The sequence below is a fragment of the Allohahella sp. A8 genome (genome assembly GCF_047946665.1).
Lineage (GTDB): Bacteria > Pseudomonadota > Gammaproteobacteria > Pseudomonadales > Oleiphilaceae > Allohahella.
In genome coordinates, this window is the sequence record NZ_CP172312.1 from 506540 (window position 1) to 524280 (window position 17741).

At 56.6% G+C, this 17741-nt stretch carries 12 protein-coding genes; 3 read left to right on the plus strand and 9 right to left on the minus strand.

All coding sequences use genetic code 11. The annotated features are described in order from the left end of the window. Positions 1-4: 4 nt before the first annotated feature. From ACH3PB_RS02370 to ACH3PB_RS02395, 6 genes are read right to left on the minus strand one after another with little or no spacing between them, the layout of a single operon-like run. Complete coding sequence (locus tag ACH3PB_RS02370) at positions 5-1834, minus strand: BatD family protein (RefSeq protein ID WP_416397873.1); 1830 nt, start codon at positions 1832-1834, stop codon at positions 5-7. 32 nt (positions 1835-1866) lie between these two features. After that, the gene (locus ACH3PB_RS02375) at positions 1867-3942 is read right to left on the minus strand and encodes a VWA domain-containing protein (RefSeq protein WP_416397874.1); all 2076 of its coding nucleotides are present in this window, start codon (positions 3940-3942) and stop codon (positions 1867-1869) included. After that, positions 3939-5033 carry a vWA domain-containing protein gene (locus ACH3PB_RS02380; protein ID WP_416397875.1) on the minus strand — a complete coding sequence of 365 codons (1095 nt, stop codon included), beginning with the start codon at positions 5031-5033 and terminating at the stop codon, positions 3939-3941. Before ACH3PB_RS02380 ends, ACH3PB_RS02375 begins: the two co-directional genes overlap by 4 nt. Continuing rightward, entirely contained in the window at positions 5026-5565 is a 540-nt protein-coding gene (locus ACH3PB_RS02385) for a DUF4381 domain-containing protein (RefSeq protein ID WP_416397876.1), read from the minus strand. Before ACH3PB_RS02385 ends, ACH3PB_RS02380 begins: the two co-directional genes overlap by 8 nt. Positions 5566-5568: 3 nt before the next feature. Next, entirely contained in the window at positions 5569-6558 is a 990-nt protein-coding gene (locus tag ACH3PB_RS02390) for a DUF58 domain-containing protein (RefSeq protein WP_416397877.1), read from the minus strand. Then, the gene (locus tag ACH3PB_RS02395; RefSeq protein WP_416397878.1) at positions 6555-7580 is read right to left on the minus strand and encodes an AAA family ATPase; all 1026 of its coding nucleotides are present in this window, start codon (positions 7578-7580) and stop codon (positions 6555-6557) included. The genes ACH3PB_RS02390 and ACH3PB_RS02395 overlap by 4 nt, the downstream gene beginning before the upstream one ends. Before the next feature lie 263 nt (positions 7581-7843). On the opposite strand from ACH3PB_RS02395, the gene ACH3PB_RS02400 reads away from it, so the two are divergent. Both ACH3PB_RS02400 and ACH3PB_RS02405 read left to right on the plus strand, forming a co-directional pair. After that, a complete protein-coding gene (locus tag ACH3PB_RS02400) occupies positions 7844-12700 on the plus strand; it encodes an NAD-glutamate dehydrogenase (protein WP_416397879.1) in 4857 nt (1618 codons plus the stop codon). Further along, a complete protein-coding gene (locus ACH3PB_RS02405) occupies positions 12688-12909 on the plus strand; it encodes a DUF2835 domain-containing protein (protein ID WP_416397880.1) in 222 nt (73 codons plus the stop codon). The genes ACH3PB_RS02400 and ACH3PB_RS02405 overlap by 13 nt, the downstream gene beginning before the upstream one ends. A 34-nt stretch (positions 12910-12943) precedes the next feature. On the opposite strand, the gene ACH3PB_RS02410 is transcribed toward ACH3PB_RS02405, so the two are convergent. Then, positions 12944-13939, minus strand: a complete 996-nt coding sequence (locus tag ACH3PB_RS02410) for a type I glyceraldehyde-3-phosphate dehydrogenase (protein ID WP_416397881.1) — start codon at positions 13937-13939, stop codon at positions 12944-12946. Positions 13940-14195: 256 nt separating this feature from the next. Here ACH3PB_RS02410 and ACH3PB_RS02415 point away from each other — a divergent pair, with 256 nt between their 5' ends. Next, complete coding sequence (locus ACH3PB_RS02415; RefSeq protein WP_416397882.1) at positions 14196-14624, plus strand: EF-hand domain-containing protein; 429 nt, start codon at positions 14196-14198, stop codon at positions 14622-14624. A gap of 67 nt (positions 14625-14691) precedes the next feature. On the opposite strand, the gene ACH3PB_RS02420 is transcribed toward ACH3PB_RS02415, so the two are convergent. Both ACH3PB_RS02420 and ACH3PB_RS02425 read right to left on the minus strand, forming a co-directional pair. Then, the gene (locus ACH3PB_RS02420) at positions 14692-15435 is read right to left on the minus strand and encodes an NrdJb (RefSeq protein WP_416397883.1); all 744 of its coding nucleotides are present in this window, start codon (positions 15433-15435) and stop codon (positions 14692-14694) included. Further along, positions 15422-17560, minus strand: a complete 2139-nt coding sequence (locus ACH3PB_RS02425; RefSeq protein WP_416397885.1) for an adenosylcobalamin-dependent ribonucleoside-diphosphate reductase — start codon at positions 17558-17560, stop codon at positions 15422-15424. The genes ACH3PB_RS02420 and ACH3PB_RS02425 overlap by 14 nt, the downstream gene beginning before the upstream one ends. Positions 17561-17741: the final 181 nt, after the last annotated feature.

Consider the following 17741-nt stretch of genomic DNA (forward strand, 5'->3'; position numbering starts at 1 on the left):
GCCGCTAATGACGCTCTTTCCGCGATTTGGCTCGCTCCGGATAAAGCGAAGTGGCAGAAACAGTCTGTTCACTGTCAGGGCCGCTTGGCTGAGAAAGCCATTCGCCGGTGAGGCCGATAATGGCAGCCTGCAATTTGTCTGGCGAATCGCCACCAGCGCTTGCTGCGTTGCCAAAACAGCTTTGCTGCAGCGAAGACAGCTTGCTGTGAATGCTGTCCAGGGCGCTAGCATTCAGGGGCGCTTCCGGTCGGCTAGACTGTTTCTGCAGCCAGATCGAATAGGCACTGGCGAAGCGACTGGGTGTCATGGCTTCGAAGACTGCCCGGTCGTGTCGCGTCCATTGTTGGCGCGGAGACTGCTGCAGATTTCGACGTGGAGCGATGCGACCAGGCGAGCGCACCGACAACTGGCGGTAGTGCCAGGCAGCCCAGCCCAGCAACAGGCACAATAGCGCGAGAACGAGGCTAAGCAGGGGCCAGAACCAGCCGGAATCTGCTTCTACAGAGGCCTGGTCTGTCACATTTTCGGCAGGCGCGGTAACCGGCTCAGCCTTGATGCTGAGGTCTTCGCTTCCCGGTGCCTGGCGTGGAGTCGGCGAACTGTTGTCCGCAGCGCTGCCTACAACCTGCATTACGCGCTCGGGTAGTATGGCGACACGTTGCTCGTTGTTCATGACATCCCACCAGGCAATTCTGATCTCCGGCAGCACGAATCGTCCTGGACTCGTTGCGATCAATGCGTATTCCTGCGATCTCACCCCGGTGATGCCTGCAGCATGCACCTCCTCACTAGTTTCGGATTGCCCCGGATAGACCCGTACCCCATCAGGTGTCTCGATGGTGACCGGCGGTAGTGTGGCACTTTCAAGCCCGAGGCCCTGAAGCGTGATAGTCCGGGTAACCGATTCGCCCACTTTCAGCTTCGCCAGGTCAGGTTCGTATTTCTCGGAAATACTAAAGCCCATGGCCGGCAGCCAGGTCCTGCCATCGAAAGCAGCTGGCGGATCCTTGATTTCGACGGAAATCGCCTGGCTCGCAACCGTCTCATAACGGCCTCGACCGAAGCGGCGATTGACGAAGCGCCCGGAAAATTTGACGGCAGGTATTTCAAGCTGACCATTGTCTTCGGCGAATACGGCATATTGACGCTCGACAACTTCAAAACGCTTACCGGCCCGTGTCTGGCTATACTCCTTCTGCTTCTCGAGTTGTCGGAATAGAGCACCTTTCGCATCAGGGTGTGCGAGTTGACCGTCGACAAGCTCATTACTGTAGAGCAGCTTGACAGTCAGCAACATCTGCTCGCCGACGTAGGCTGTCTGCTTGTCTATCGTCATCTCCACCATCAGGTCGCTATCTGCCGGGTTCTTCGGGGCGTCAGTGACCGCCACCTGAATGGGATCGGTCGATTCATCTTCTAGGCTCAGTGAGGGAATCGTCAGTGTCCCCGGCCGCTTTGGACTCAGCGTATAAGTCCAGGCCACGAGGGAGTTATTGACGTTGTTCTCGAATTGAACGCGGTAGTTCTGCTGGCGATCAAGAATCTCGAAATCCTTTTCAAGTGCAGTCACGTCCGGCGAGTCGATGTCCAGGGTGTTCAGGTTGAAGAGACTGATGCCGAGCGACGCATCGAGTTTGCTTGAAATGGTAAGCTGCAGCGTCTCGCCGACTGCAAGCTCTTCGCGGTCAACGGAGGCAGACAGGCTCTCAGCCGACGCCTCACCGCCAAGCAGCACTAGACAAACGAACCAGAGTGCCTGCAGAGGCTTGCGAAGACCATTGATGACCTTGTTTGATATGTCGTGGCTACGTCTGCTGCTATGTCTATCCTGCATTCTCTTTCTTCCCGACTTGATACTGTTGCCTGCTACCATGGGTTGCTGCTGGCGGTGCCTGGAGATGTGCGATCACTCGCCGATCCAGTTTCATTCTGGTCCGGCCTCGTTGCTCTGGGGTCATACCGGCTGTCCGGATTTCGATACTGATACAAAAATTTTCTCTGTAGCAGTTCACCAGGGTCGTCCGGTATGCGCCGCAACCACTGTTCCTGCTGTTGCTCGCTCAGATCGTAGTTCCGGGCCTCTCCCGGCATAGTGGCGCTGGCAGCGTCATCTTCGGCTGCACCAGTCGTTTGTTCGGCTTCAGCTTGCTGTTCTGCATCTCCAGGCTGCTCGTCACTTTCAGGCTGCTGCTGAGCTGCCGAGGCTTGCTGTTCGGCGTCCTGTCCCTGGTCGCTCTGCTGGTCGGCCTGGCTCTGGTCGCCTTGCTCGGGGTCCGTCCGCTGGGGCTGGCCCTGGCCATTATCGTCCTGGGGTTCACCGGATTGCGGCTGCTCATCCTGTTGCTGCCCATTCTTTCCGGCCTCACTATTCGGTTCACCCTGACCGTCATCCTGCTCAGGACTCTGTTCACCGTTTTCCTTGTCCTGCTGTTGCTTCTGCTTCTGTTGCTGTTGCTCCTGTTGCTGTTTGAGGAGCGCCTCGATCATGGCCTTGTTTTCCTTCGCCACCGTCATGGTCGGATCCAACTCCAGTGCAGCATCATAGGCGGTAAGGGCTGGTTCGAGCTCGCCAGCATAAGCATGAGCATTGCCCATGTTGAAGAGGGTGACAGGATCAGGTTCCGCACGGCTGAACGATTCGACGGCGCTCTTGTAGTCCTCAGCCCGGTATAGCGCCGCACCCCTCGGGGCTGGCGCCTCGTAAAGCTCGGCCGCAGTGGTATAGTCGCCGCGCTCGTAGGCGTCCTGCGCCAGTTGATCATCGCGCTGCCACAGGCGATCCCAGAGCGAGGGCGCCTCGGGCGCAGTCGGTTTCTGCACTGGTGTGCTTTCCGTAGCGGGCGCTTGTGCTGCGGCCTCCGACGACGACAGTGCCAGTAACGCAGGGGTTAGGAACAGACTACCAAGTGCCACGAGCACGGGGCCTACCGCTGCCAATAGCGTGCCTCGACGATGAAGCATCAGCCCAAGCACAGCCAGGAGTGGTAATAGCCAGAACCCCTGATCGATTCGCTGTTCAATCATCTGCTCGCCTTCAGCGGCTTCAGTGGCGCCGGAAATCGCTGCCGTCTCCGGCACGAGGCGGCGCAGGTCGCTGTCATCAAAGCGCGCCTCTGCGATGCGGTCGGATGTACGCGCAGAAGCGAAATCCTTCGCCGCTGCAAGGTCGGTGCGCGCAATAATCACCTCGCCCCCGCGTTTCAGGAAGCCCCGGTCAGGCAGTGAAATCGGACCGCCTGACGCCGTGCCCAAGGTCAGCACGGATACGTCCACACCCGGCTGAAGGCCAGCGCGGAGCGCATTCAGCGCCTCCAGATTGGAAGCTTCTATGCTGTCTGTCAGGAGCAGAATTCTGCCGCTATCGAGTCCGGCCTGCCGGATGAGATGACTGGCTTCGAGTAATCCGAGGCCTGGGTTTGCGCCCGGCTCAGGCATGATCGATGGGTCCAGCGCAGGCAACATCGCCCTCAAGGTTTCCCGGTCGTCCGTCAGCGGCGCCACCACATGCGCCGAGCCAGCGAACACCACCAGTCCAGTCAGACCATCCTGTCGCAGGGCGAGCAGGTCATGTATCTTCTGCTTTGCCCGGGCGAGCCGGCTCGGTGCCTGATCTTCAGCGTACATCGACAGCGAGAGGTCGAGCACGATCACAACCGCATCCTTTTTCTGAACGACAGGCACCGCCTGCTTGACGAAACTCGGACCGGCGAGTGCGACGATGGTGAGCATTAATAGCAGCTGGGTCGGCCACCACGACCTCGATACAGCGTTCGCTGTAGCCGGCCCCTGCAGCAGACGCTCGATAACCGCCGCTGGCAGGTAGCGATGCCACTGTGAGGCATCGAGACGTTGCCGACGCAGGAGAGGCAGAAGCAGGATTGGCAGTAGACACCATAACCAGTCCGGTCGAAGAAAGACGAAGTCGACGCTCGTTTCCATCATGCCTGAACCTTCTGTCGATCACGGATCCGCACGAGCACTGTGCGCAGTCGTCTAGGAACAGGTAACAGCGCGACGATCAGCAGAAGCAACGCGCCAATAAGAGGAACCCAGAAATACTCGGTAACCGGGCGAAAAATGCGGCCATCCTGCCGGACGGGTTCAAGCTGGTTGATGGCCTCGTAAACAAGCTCCAGTTCGGATGTCGATCGCGCACGATAGAATTCGCCACCAGTGGTCTGAGCGATATGGCGTAGCAAGTTCTCATCGAGATCAGCTGAGGGATTATAACGCTGCCGCCCAAAAAGCCCTGCACGGTAAGCCTCATCAGCGCCTAGGCCTATGGTGTAGATCCGCAGGCCGGCCTCCCTGGCAAGCTCAGCCGCCTTGATGGGATCCACTTCGCTACCCAGTTCAGCGCCATCGGTCAGCAGTACCATGACTCTTGCGTCGGCAGGACGCTCCCGCAGTCGTTTGATACCCAGGCCAATGGCATCTCCGATTGCCGTCGCATTGCCGGCAAGACCAATCTGCGATTCGTACAGCAGCTGTTCGACCGTGGCAAGATCGAAAGTCAGGGGCGCCTGAATGTAGGGTTTCGCGCCAAATAGAATCAGGCCGACTCTGTCGCCGTCACGCTGCTTCAAAAAATCGCTCACTACCTGTTTCAGTGCGGTCAACCTGTCGGTCTGATAGCCCTTGAGCACCATATCCGGCTCCTGCATGCTTGGAGATATGTCTACCGTCAGCAGTAAGTCCCTCGCGCTGGTATCCAGCGGCACCGGCTCGCCATGCCATTGTGGGCGGGTGAGCGAGACGCATAGGAATATCCAGCTCGCGGTCAACATCCACAGCCGCCATGACGGCGGCTTGTGACGAGCCTGACCGAAGCCCCGTGATTCCATCACCTGCCTCACGGCCGAAAACTGTGGCATGAGTAAGGCCGGCGCGGCCGAAACATCGGAGCTGCCTTGACTGTTGATGCTTGGCTTGCCACGTGACAGTAGATGAAGAAGCGCGGGTAGCGGCAGCAGAAGCAGAGCTAATGGCCAGGCAAACTGCAGTGCTTCCACCATCGTGGCAACGCTATCCATTTGGCTCACCTCCAGCTTCGGTCGTTTCATTTCGAACAGGCGCGAGCCGTCGGGTCAACAGCAATACAGTCTTGTTGAACGAGCGGTCGTCGCTTGTACTATCACCAGCTGAGGGTGGGCGATAACTGGCTTCACCCAGTGGCGCCAGCGCACTGGCTTCCCTGGGCTGAAGTTGGGCTGTACGTACCAGATATTCCAGCCATGCGCTGCCGGTAAGCGTCTTGCAGCGATGGTGCCCCAGCTTCAGTAGATGAGCTTTGAGAATCATGTTGATTGAAGTCGCAGCCGCCGGGCCGGGATTCCGCAGATGCGGTTGCAGCGCCTCACGAACCCGCTTTCTCTGTTGCTTCAGTTGCAGCGCCGGCTGAAGATAACGCTTATAGCCGATGAACCACAGCAGTAGACCGCTTACGATCAATATCAGCAGTAAGAGCCACCAGCCAATCGCGGGCGGCCACCACGATACCGGTGCAGGATCGATGAGGGGATTGAGCGGCAGCTGCTTCACGGCTTCGACGAGCTGTTGATTCATATTCTATCGCGCACCGCTGCGATTGCTGATGCTACGCAATACCTCGGCCGGCGCCTCAGTTGTAGCAATCGGCACCACGATGCATTTGAGCGCTTCGAGTTTGCGAATCTTGGCTTCATGACGTTCCTGTAGTGCGAGATTGATTTCATCCAGCGCTGCCTGCCTCTCAGGGAGGGCCAGCCGCTCACCCGAGCCGTTACAGAGCTCTAGCGAAGGTCCCGGCAGCGCCAGTTCGAGCGGGTCGTAAACGAGAAAAGCAAAGATCTGGTTATGACGCCGCAACCTGAAGAGAATCTGTTCGCTACTCAAGGCGGGCGCGCGCGAGCCTGCTGAATCGCTGGCCGAGTTGGCCTTGGGCAGCTCATCGAGCAAACCCTCAAAGTCAGAAACAAGCAGGCACAATGTGCCAGGGCGGGAAAGTCGGGTGATTTCATCGAGGGCGCTATTGAGACTCGATGCCGCTGAAGTTCGCGCTGAGCCGCGCTGTTGGCAGAGCTTGCCGTTGAACTTGTCGATGACATCGAAGAGGCGTACGGTCTGCCGCTTGTGCTGCGCCGGCTTCACATGCTGGTGGCTGATATCATCGAACACCAGGCCGCCTACTCTGTCGTTATTTGCCAGTCCGGCCCAGGTCAATAGCGCTGCAAGTTCAGCAGCGAGCACAGATTTGAACTTGTCCCCGCTGCCGAAATACATCGTACTTCGCTGATCGACCAGTAGTTCTACCGGCTGCTGCGTTTCTTCCTGAAATACCTTGCTGTAGGTGTGCTGACTTCTTGCGCTTACGCGCCAGTCGATGTGGCGAATGTCGTCGCCAGCCTGATAAGGACGATGTTCGGCAAAGGTCATTCCGCGGCCGAGTAGGTGACTGCGATGGCTACCTGTCAGTCCCGGGACTTTTCGTGGATCGAGCTTCAGCGTCAGGCTACGCGCGTCGGGCTGCAGGCCAAGCATGGTGACAAGATCGATCCGGTCACGAAGCGGACTGCTCAAGGCACCGGTACCACATCGAGCAGACGGGCCAGAATGGCATCGCGACTCATGCCTTCTGCTTCCGCCCGGAAACTTGGAATGATGCGATGGCGCAATACGTCATGCGCAACCTTGCGAACGTCGTCGGGCGAAACATAGTCATTACCGGCGAGCCAGGCGGCAGCGCGGGCGCAGCGGTCTATCGCGATGGTGGCTCGCGGGCTGGCGCCATAGTCCAGCCAACCTGCGATGGTCTGGTCATAGAGGCCGGGGTCGCGCGTAGCCTGAATGATCCTGACAATATAGTGCTCGACGTTCTCGTTCATGAAAACGTCGAGAACGGCCAGACGGGCCGTAAAGATATCTTCATGGGTCAGTTGAACCTCACCCTTGGCAGAGTCGGAGGCCTCAGGTTGCGATGGTTCTGGCTGCAGCACCCTGGCGCCGGCCGGTGCGGTGTCGAGCTGCCGCCGCGCTTCATCCCGCGTCAGTCGCAGAATCTGTTGCTCGGACGCGACGTCAGGATAATCGACGACGACATGCAACAGGAAGCGGTCGAGTTGCGCTTCAGGCAGGGGATAGGTGCCTTCCTGTTCGATAGGGTTCTGCGTAGCCATGACCAGAAAGACGCCGGGCAGGGGGTAGGTTTTGTTGCCCACCGTAACCTGCCGTTCAGCCATCGCCTCGAGCAGGGCACTCTGTACTTTCGCAGGGGCGCGATTGATTTCGTCCGCCAGAATGAGGCTGTGGAAAATAGGCCCCGGCTGAAAATCGAAACTCTGGGTTTCAGGACGAAAGATGTCCGAGCCGGTTATATCGGCGGGTAGGAGATCCGGAGTGAACTGTATGCGTTGAAAGCTGCCGCTGATGCAGTTCGATAGCGCCTTGATGGCACGGGTCTTTGCCAGACCAGGCGCACCCTCGACGAGCATGTGGCCGTCCGCCAGAAGGGCGACGAGCATCTGTTCGACCAGAGCTGGCTGACCGATGATTTGAGTGCGCAGGTATTCCGAAACGTTCTGGAAATGTTGCAGAGAGCTCATTGTTGTCGGTTCTTTTGTAGGTTCGAAGATCGGACAGCGACTGCAGCCACTATGAACGTGACCGTGCCTGATTGGCCCTGTAGTGTCCATGCTTATGCGTATATAAGGCGTTGTCGCTCACAATTGACTGGCAAGTTTGCTATAAATTGTCTGGGGAGCCAATTACGGAAGCGTAAGCCCGACTTGACGCACAGAACAGCCCGGCCAGATTGACTCATTAACCTACTAAAACAATACAAAGGCGAGCGATGAAGCAGGTCAACGTGGACAATAAATCTCAGTTTCTCGACATGCTCGATGAAGCATTCAATCAGAAGCTGAGCGACCAGCAAGCCAGGCGACTCAGTGAGTTTGCTAGACTCTATCTTGAAAATCTACCACTCGAGGAAGTCAATGGGCGTCGGCTCAGTGATATCTATGGCGCTGTCATCTCGAGCTGGCATTTCGTGCAGCAGCGAGCGAAAGACGAGTGCAAGGTAGCTGTTTTCAACCCTGAGCTCGAAGCCCACGGCTGGCAGTCCACGCATACCGTCCTCGGCGTCCTTCACAAGAACATACCATTCATCATGGATTCGATCCGGATGTGTCTCAACCGGCTGAACTTCGATATCCACTCTATTCAGCACGCGGTGCTATATATCAGGCGTGACAAGAACGGCCGGTTCAAGGAACTGCTGCAACGATCCGGTCAGCCAGATCGTTCACTGGCAGAATCGACTGTCTATATCGAAATAGATCGTCACAACGACCCACAGGTGCTCGCGACCATCCGGGACGAAATCATCAGTGTGCTGCGCGATGTGGACACCGCCGTGTCCGATTATGAGCCCATGAAGCAGCATGCTCAGTCACTCGCTGAAAGTCTGCGCCAGGGCCGGCCGGGACAGACCGCCGAAGCGACCAATGAAGCTGCCGATTTCATGGACTGGCTTATCGATGATCATTTTACCTTCCTGGGCTACGACGAGTATGAATTCGATCGCTCCAAAAAGGAGATCATGGTGAGGCAGGTGTCAGGTTCGCCCCTTGGCATCATGAAGCAGTATGACGAGCGGCCGACCAATACGCCGTTCAAGAAGCTTCCGCTGAAAACCCGGCAACACCTGCTTAAGCCCGAGTTGATGGTGTTCGCCCGATCGTCCAGACGTAGCCGAATTCATCGGCCGGCTTACCCAGACTATATCGCCGTGCAGAGATTCAATGAGCAGGGTGACGTGGTTGGTGAGCAGCGCTTTCTCGGGCTTTTCACGTCTGCCGTCTATGGCGACCGGCCGCAGGAAATTCCGGTAGTTCGGAAGAAGGTCGAGTATGTCATGGAGCGCTCTGGCTTCTACGCCCGCGACTACGCCGGCAAGGAGCTTGATCAGATTCTTTCGGTCTACCCACGCGGAGAAATGCTACAGGTGGACAAGGAAGTGTTGTTCCACAATGCGATGTCCATCCTGTACATTCAGGAGCGCCGCAAAATTCGTCTTTTTATTCGGGAGGGCGTTTACGGCCAGTTTGTAACAGCGCTGGTATACGTGCCTCGTGATGTGTACAACACCAACCTCCGCATGCAGATGTCGGACATTCTCGTAGCTGCAACCAATGCTGAGGATGTGGAGTTCATTACCTATTTCTCCGAATCGGTCCTTGCGCGCGTGCAGTTCATACTCAGGGTATCTCCCCTGGAGGTGCGGCATCTGGACTGTGAAGAGCTCGAAGCCAAGATCATTGCTGCCGCCCAATCATGGCAGGACGGCCTGGCCGAGTCGCTGATCGAAAGTAACGGCGAGGAGCGTGGCAATAGCCTGTATCATCGCTATGCAGATGGCTTCAACGCAGCTTATCAGGAGGCGTTTTCTCCGCGCCGTGCCGTTCCAGACATTGAGCACATGGAAAGCATCAGTAAGGACCGGCCGATTGCAATGAGCTTCTACCGTGCCATTGAAGAGCCCGAGAACACAGTCCACTTCAAGCTCTTTCATGCCGACAATCAGGTGCCGCTGTCTGATGTGCTGCCGATGTTCGAAAACCTGGGGCTCAAGGTGCTTGGCGAGCATCCGTTCGAAGTGACCACCCGGGACGGTGATGATTACTGGGTGCACGATTTTGCGCTGCAGAATCCGCTTGGCGATCCCATTAATATTCAAAAGATCCGCAGCAACTTTGAAACCCTCTTTCTGCGCATCTGGAACAATGAGGCAGAGAACGATCTGTTCAACAGACTGGCGCTGGTTGCCCTGCTGGACTGGCGCCAGATCGCAATGTTCCGCTCATATTCACGTTATATGCGGCAAATTCGCTTCGGTTATAGCCAGAATTTCATCGCCAGCACCCTGGTCAACCACACCAGTATCACATCCTTGATCTGGGACCTGTTCGCCACCCGCTTCGACCCGTTCAGCGAGCAAAGTGATGTGCAGCGCCGTGCTTCTGAAGAACGTATCGTGATCGACGTCAATCAGGCCCTGGAAGCCGTCGAAAATCTGACCGAAGACCGTGTGCTTCGCCGCTTTGTCGAACTCATCCAGGCGACCGTGCGAACCAACTATTACCAGACTGAGAACGGCGAGCTCAAACAGTACATCTCCTTCAAGATGTCGCCCGCGGCCATTTCGGAAATGCCGTTGCCACTGCCGATGTTCGAAATTTTCGTATACAGCCCTCGTGTGGAAGGTGTGCATCTTCGTGGCGGCAAGGTAGCCCGCGGTGGCTTGCGCTGGTCGGATCGCTTCGAAGACTACCGGACCGAAGTGCTCGGCCTCGTAAAAGCGCAGCAGGTCAAGAACTCGGTCATCGTGCCAGTCGGGGCCAAGGGCGGCTTCGTGGCCAAGAGGATGCCTGATGGTGACCGCGAAGCCATGCAGAAGGAGGGGATCGCCTGCTATAGAACCTTCATTCGTGGACTACTCGACCTGACCGACAACCTGGTCGATGGCAACATGATTCCACCACCAGATTTGGTGAGGCACGACCCTGAAGATCACTATCTCGTTGTGGCGGCAGACAAGGGTACAGCCACATTTTCGGATATCGCCAACGCTATAGCTGCAGAGTACAACTTCTGGCTGGGTGATGCCTTTGCCTCTGGCGGGAGTCAGGGCTACGACCACAAGAAGATGGGTATAACCGCGAAAGGGGCCTGGGTATCGGTCGAGCGGCACTTCAGGGAGCTTGGACTCAATACCGCAACCGAAGACTTCAGCGTGATCGGTATAGGGGACATGTCTGGAGATGTATTCGGCAATGGCATGCTGCTCTCGAAGCACATCCGCCTGCTGGCCGCGTTCAATCATTTGCACATCTTTGTCGACCCGGATCCGGATCCTGCAGCAAGTTTCGAGGAGCGCAGCCGACTGTTCAACCTGCCGCGGTCCAACTGGACCGACTATGACAGCAAGCTCCTGAGCAAGGGCGGAGGTGTCTTTCTGCGGTCGGCCAAGTCGATTCCGATCAGCGAAGAGATGAAGCGGGTCTTCGAGATCAAACAAGATCGCCTGCCGCCGAACATGTTGATCAGCTACCTGCTCAAGGCGAAAGCTGATCTGCTCTGGATCGGCGGTATTGGCACCTATGTCAAGAGTTCTACCGAAGCGCATATCGATGTGGGTGACAAGGCCAATGATGGGCTGCGTATTGACGGTCGAGAACTGCGGGTGCGTGTCATCGGTGAAGGCGGCAACCTCGGCATGACGCATCTCGGTCGGGTGCAGTACGCTGCAACTGGCGGAAAATGTAATACCGATTTTATCGACAATGCCGGTGGGGTCGACTGCTCCGACCACGAGGTCAATATCAAGATTCTGCTCAATGGCATCGTCCAGGCCGGCGACATGACGCCGAAGCAGCGTAACGTGCTGCTCGCCCAGATGACCGACGAAGTTGCCGCTTTGGTGCTCATGAACAATTATCGCCAGACTCAGGCGCTATCAATCGCCACCTACGAGGCGGCCGCCCGCGTGGAAGAGTACCGACGACTGATGAACTATCTCGAGTCGATCGGCAAGCTTAATCGTCAGATCGAATTCATGCCGGACGATGAAGCCATCAGAGAGCGAAAGTCGGAGAACAGGGGGCTGTACAGGCCGGAGCTGTGCACACTCATTTCCTACGTGAAAGGTCATCTCAAAGAGGTGCTTTCGGCGTCCGATATGCTCAATGACGTGTACTATGTAGGCGAATTACAGTCCGAATTTCCGGCAAGTCTGGTGAGAAAGTTCGAGGATCATCTCTGGAACCATCGTCTGCGGAAGGAGATTATCGCCACCCAGGTCGCCAACGATATGGTGAATCTGATGGGAATCACCTTTGTTGACCGTCTCCGTCAGTCTACGGGTGCTACGATCCCAGCTATAGCCCAGGCCTACGTCATATCGCGCGATGTCTTCGGACTGAAAAACTACTGGCGAGCGATCGAGAATCTGGACAACAAAGTGCCCGCAGATACGCAGATCAATATGATGTTGGAATTGATACGGCTCATTCGGCGTTCCAGCCGATGGTTCCTGCGCAACCGTCGTGCAGAGCTCAAGGTGCTGGACAATATGGAGCGCTTCTCGACAGGTATCGCTACCATCAGCGCGGCTTTCGACAAGCTGCTGGTCGATCAGCAGCACAAGTCATTCACCCGCGGCAAGTCAGCCTATGAAGCTGTGGGTGTGCCCGCAGACCTGGCGGCAATCGCCGCCGGCGCAAGTCACCTGTACTCCTGTCTTGGCATCATAGAAGCCCAGTCGATTACCGATGAGCCCCTGGAGACTGTGGCCCGGATGTTCTTCTCGATCGGCTCGTCGCTCGATCTGATCTGGTTCAACCGGCAAATCAATGAGGCAAAACCAGCAACGCACTGGCAGGCGCTGGCACGCGAAAGCTTCCGGGAAGACCTGGACTGGCAGCAGCGCTCACTGACCGTCGGTATTCTCAAGACTACTGATCTAGACCTGACAACCGAGCAGCGAATTCAGCAGTGGGCAGAGAAAGAGGCAGACATGGTCGAACGGTGGAGGGTGATGCTGACGGAACTGAAGGCGACCAAGGATCCGGAGTTTCCAATGTATTCGGTGGCCCTGCGTGAGTTACTCGATCTCGCGCAGACGACTACCCACAAGATCATGCCACAGGAATGCCAACTCTAGTCCTCGACCTGTCGATCACGCCAGATGAATTTCTGCGCGTGTATCAGGGGCAGGCGAAAGCGGTTTCGGCGATATCCGTCGACGGTCGGCGGGTGCAGTTTCCCGCCGCCGTACTCAGGCCATACCTCTTGCATGAAGGTATACAGGGGCGATTCGAAATCGAGTTCGACAGCGAACACAAGTTCGCTGGTATCAGGCGCCTGACCTGAGACTGCCCGTGCTCGGATCAGGTGAGTACAATCCTCAGAACTTGAGGGACTCTGCTGCGCGGATCATTTGCGCTGCATAGCCCCACTCGTTGTCATACCAGATCATTACCTTAACCAGGTCATCGGCGACAACCTTTGTCTGCGCAAGGTCGACTATGCTTGCGTGCGTGTCCTGAACAATGTCCGAAGACACAATCGGGTCATCGGTAACGGTAACGATTGCCCGGTAGCGCTCACTGTCCTGTTCTTCCCGCAATATGGCATTTACCTCATCGACTGAAGTCTTGCGCCTCGCCACAAAGGTCAGGTCGGCAATGGAGCCGACTAGTATCGGCACGCGAACAGCCAGACCGTCGAACCGATCCTTCAGTCCTGGCAGTATCTGCGTAGCGGCTTTTGCGGCACCAGTGCTGGTGGGCACCATGTTTACAGCGCCGGCGCGGCCTCGTTCAGGCTTCTTCGCCGGCGCATCGACCATGGACTGTGAGCTGGTGTAGGCATGGATGGTGTTGAGGAGAGCCTTGGAAATACCAATGCGTCGATCGAGAATTTCCATGACTGGCGCGATGCAGTTGGTTGTGCAGCTTGCAGCTGAAAACACGTCGGCATCGCTGGCATTGAGGCCGGGTACGACCATGTCGAGTGCCGGCTCATTGTCCCCCTTGGGTGGCGCCGACATGATGGCGCGTTTGGCGCCGGCCTTCAGGTGCTGTTCGATACCTGCACGGCTGTTGAACGCGCCCGTGCACTCGAACACGAGGTCGATCTTCAGATCACCCCATGGCAGCTGCTGTGGTTCTTCTTCCTGAAAAGTCTTGATGCGCTGCTGTTCTATCACGAGCTGCCCTTCCTCTACGGTGACTGGCTTCGGGTAGCGACCATAGGCGGTGTCGTACTGCAGGAGGTAGCGCAGGTCTTCCGGCTGTTGGAGATCGTTGATCGCGACGATCTCCAGCTCCGGATGGTCCAGTGCCTGCTTCAGCACGGCCCGACCAATGCGACCAAGCCCGTTGATTGCGATTCGAATCATCACTTCTTCTCCTTGAATGGCATTAGTTGCCTCTTCAAGGTGTACGAAGGCTGTCTGCTGATTCTGTCAATCGCGTGTGCTTTACAGTGCCCCTATTTACAACACTGTGGTAAGCCGTTCTCTCTACGGCGACATCTGAATGCCTGCAGTTTACGGCTAACCCTGGCACAGGCTGGTTTAACGCATTTGTAGGCGGCCGGCACAGGATTTGCAGAATTTCATACCTAGTCAGCAACTCCACGAGGCACAGCGACTCATGCTCGAGAATAAAATCACATCCGCCGCACTGACCCTTATTCTTTTGGCTTCGCCATCAGCTTTTGCAGAACAGAACCCGGGCTCGCAAGCTGATCAAACGAGCCAACCGCCGGCAAGTGCCCAGCAGGAGAGTCCTGTACCGAGCCTGCCGGACCTGCAGGGTCATCCTAGCCTGCAGAGCGGTACCAGCAAAGTGACCACGCAGGAGATTTTTCAGCGCCTCGATACAGATGGGGATGGTGACCTGACCGAGGCAGAGCTCAGTGTGTATGGCAGCCCGGCTTCAGGGAAGAGCGCCGCGGAGAAGGACCCCGCCATAGCAAAAGAGTTGATGCAAACCTACGACACCAATCAGGATGGTCGTGTCATTTATCAGGAGGTCGAAGAGGTGCATGAGACCTTCGAGCAGCAGAGAACCAGTCAGTAAAGCTGGCGCTCATAAAAAAAGCCGCCAATCTGTCAGGACAGAGGCGGCTCTTATGAGGGGGCTTACATCAGCCGCACTTGCTGTCACCGCAATTGAGGCAGGTCATGCAGCCATCAAGGAGAACCACTGACTTCTGCATGCACTTCTTGCAGCTAATGGCGCTGGGGGGAAAGCTGCCCTCGGCGCCGCTGGACTCACCATGGGCTGCCTCGTAGGCTGCGCGCTTTTCTTCCACCAGCTTGCGTTGCTCAGGGCTCAGCTTGTCTGACTTGATGATCCCGAGGAACATCAAGTGCTTTTCGATGACTGACCCAATTTCAGCGACGAGTGAGGGGACGAATATACCGCCCTTCTTGTAGTACCCGCCATTCGGATCGTAAACGGACAGCAGTTCCTCAAGCAGAAAGGTAATATCGCCGCCTTTTCTGAAGACCGCAGAAATAACCCGCGTCAGCGCAATGACCCACTGGAAATGTTCCATCGACTTCGAGTTGATGAAAATCTCATAGGGCTGCCTGCTCTCATGGTCGGTGCCTTCGTTCAACAGGATATCGTTGATCGTGATGTAGAAGGCGTGCTCCGACACTGGTGGCTTGATCTTGTAGGTACTGCCAAGCAGGAACTCGGGCCGCTCAATAGTCTCGTTCATCTCGATCGGCTGCTTTGCCGCATGAGCGGCCGCTTCAGCAGCTACCTCGCTCTCAGGCCGGGGCTTGTGCACCGCGTAGCTTACGATCTTCTTTTCTATCTTCACCGGCTTCATTGGCTTCGTAGACATGTTCACGTCCTCCTGCGGTTTAATACTTTCCATAGGTGCCTTCCTTTAGCGCATCGAACAGATTCGCCGCCGTGTGCACTTCGCCGTCATATTCGACCTGTTCATTCCCTTTCAGCGTCATCTTGGTGCCGTCGTCGAGCATGAACTCATACAGGGTCTTTTCGAGATCCGACTCTTTGACGAGTACGCCCTGGAACGCTTCAGGGTTGAAACGGAATGTCGTGCATCCCTTCAGTCCCTTATCGTAGGCATACATGTAAATGTCCTTGAAGCTGTCGTAAGCAAAGTCGGTCGGAACGTTCGCCGTTTTGGATATCGAGGAATCCACCCACTTCTGCGCTGCGGCCTGAATATCCACGTGCTGGGTCGGCGTGACTTCATCGCTCACGGTGAAATAATCCGGCAGAGCAGCTTCCGGATCATCCACGTACGGCATGGCCTTTGGATTGACCAGATGCCGATAGGCAAGCAGCTCATAAGAGAAGACATCGACTTTCTCCTTGGTCTTCTTGCCTTCGCGAATGATGTTCCGCGAGTAGTGGTGCGCGAAGCTCGGCTCGATACCGTTACTGGCGTTGTTGGCCAGCGACAGCGATATGGTGCCGGTTGGTGCTATGGACGTGTGATGCGTGAATCGAGCGCCTTCCTGCGCCAGAGCTTCTACCAGCTCGGCATCGACTTCGGCCACGCGCTGCATGTAGCGGCTGTACTTCGCCAGCAGCACCTTGCCTGCGACCTTGTCGCCAACCTTGAAGCCGTCTTTTTTCATTTCCGGACGACGCAGGAGCATTTCCTTGGTGACCTTGAAGGTCTGGTTCATGATCGGTGCCGGGCCTTTTTCACGAGCGAGCTCCAGACCCTGGCGCCAGCCTTCGAGGGCCATTTCGCGGTTGACGACTTCAGTGAACTCGACCGACTCGGGTGACCCGTAAGGCATTCTCAACATGGCGAGGGTAGAGCCAAGGCCGAGGATACCCATGCCATGGCGGCGCTTAGAAGTGATTTCGTCACGCTGACCTTCGAGTGGCAAGCCATTGATCTCAACGACGTTGTCCAGCATGCGGGTAAATACACCGACCACCTTGCGATACTTCTCGAAGTTGAAGCGGGCGCTTTCGGTAAATGGCAGTTCGACGAACTGCGTCAGATTGACCGAGCCCAGCAGACAGCTGCCGTAAGGCGGCAAGGGCTGCTCCCCACACGGATTCGTTGCTCTGATGTTCTCGCAGAACCAGTTATTGTTCATCTCATTGACCTTGTCGATCAGGATGAAACCTGGTTCAGCGAAATCATAGGTGGACGACATGATGGCATCCCAGATAGCCCGTGCCTTGACGGTCTGGTAGATGCGGCAGGCCACGCGACCTGTTTCATCAGCGATGAACCCTTCCTTGATCGGAAAGCTGCGATAGAGGAACTTTTCCGTGTCGCCAAGATCGAGATTGTCGGCTTCGGCCTCCTTGAGTGTGACGGGAAAGGAGAGTTTCCAGTCGGTATCGTTCTTCACCGCCAAAATGAAGTCTTCAGTGACCAGCAGCGACAGGTTGAACTGGCGCAGGCGACCATCCTCACGCTTGGCACGAATGAATTCGAACACGTCCGGGTGATGCACATCGAAGGTGGCCATTTGCGCACCACGGCGCCCACCGGCCGAGGAGACCGTGAAGCACATCTTGTCGAAGATATCCATGAAAGACAGCGGCCCGGATGTCTTGGCACCGGCACCCGCGACGTAGGCGCCACGTGGTCGAAGGGTCGAGAACTCGTAACCGATACCGCAGCCAGCTTTGAGAGTGAGGCCGGCCTCATGGTTCTTCAGCAGGATATCGTCCATGGAGTCATGGATGGAGCCGGAGACGGTGCAGTTGATAGTTGATGTCGCGGGCTTGTGTGCCTCCGCACCAGCGTTGGAGATAATGCGTCCGGCCGGGATGGCGCCGTTCTGCAGGGCCCAAACGAAGCTCTTGAACACCTCGGGACGAATCTTGGCATCTTCCACGCTCGCGAGCGACTGCGCCACGCGCTGATAGGTGTCCTGGATAGTCACATCGACAGGCTCACCGGCTTTGGTCCTGAGCTGGTATTTCGTGCTCCAGATGTCTGCGGAAGCGGCTTGCATTTCTATAGGAGAAACGAGTTGCTGAACTTTGGCGTTCATTGATACCCCTCAGGCTGATCTTATTGGTATGTCCGCCAAGGTCAGGGAACTGATCCGACAATGGCGGTGCAAACAATGTGTTGGTGACGACTCGAAAAGGCAGGCAAAAGCATGCCGAAGCCGGTGCTCGTAGTGAAGAGCTTGCCGGCTTACAAACTACATATGGGTCGTTGGTGGGAAG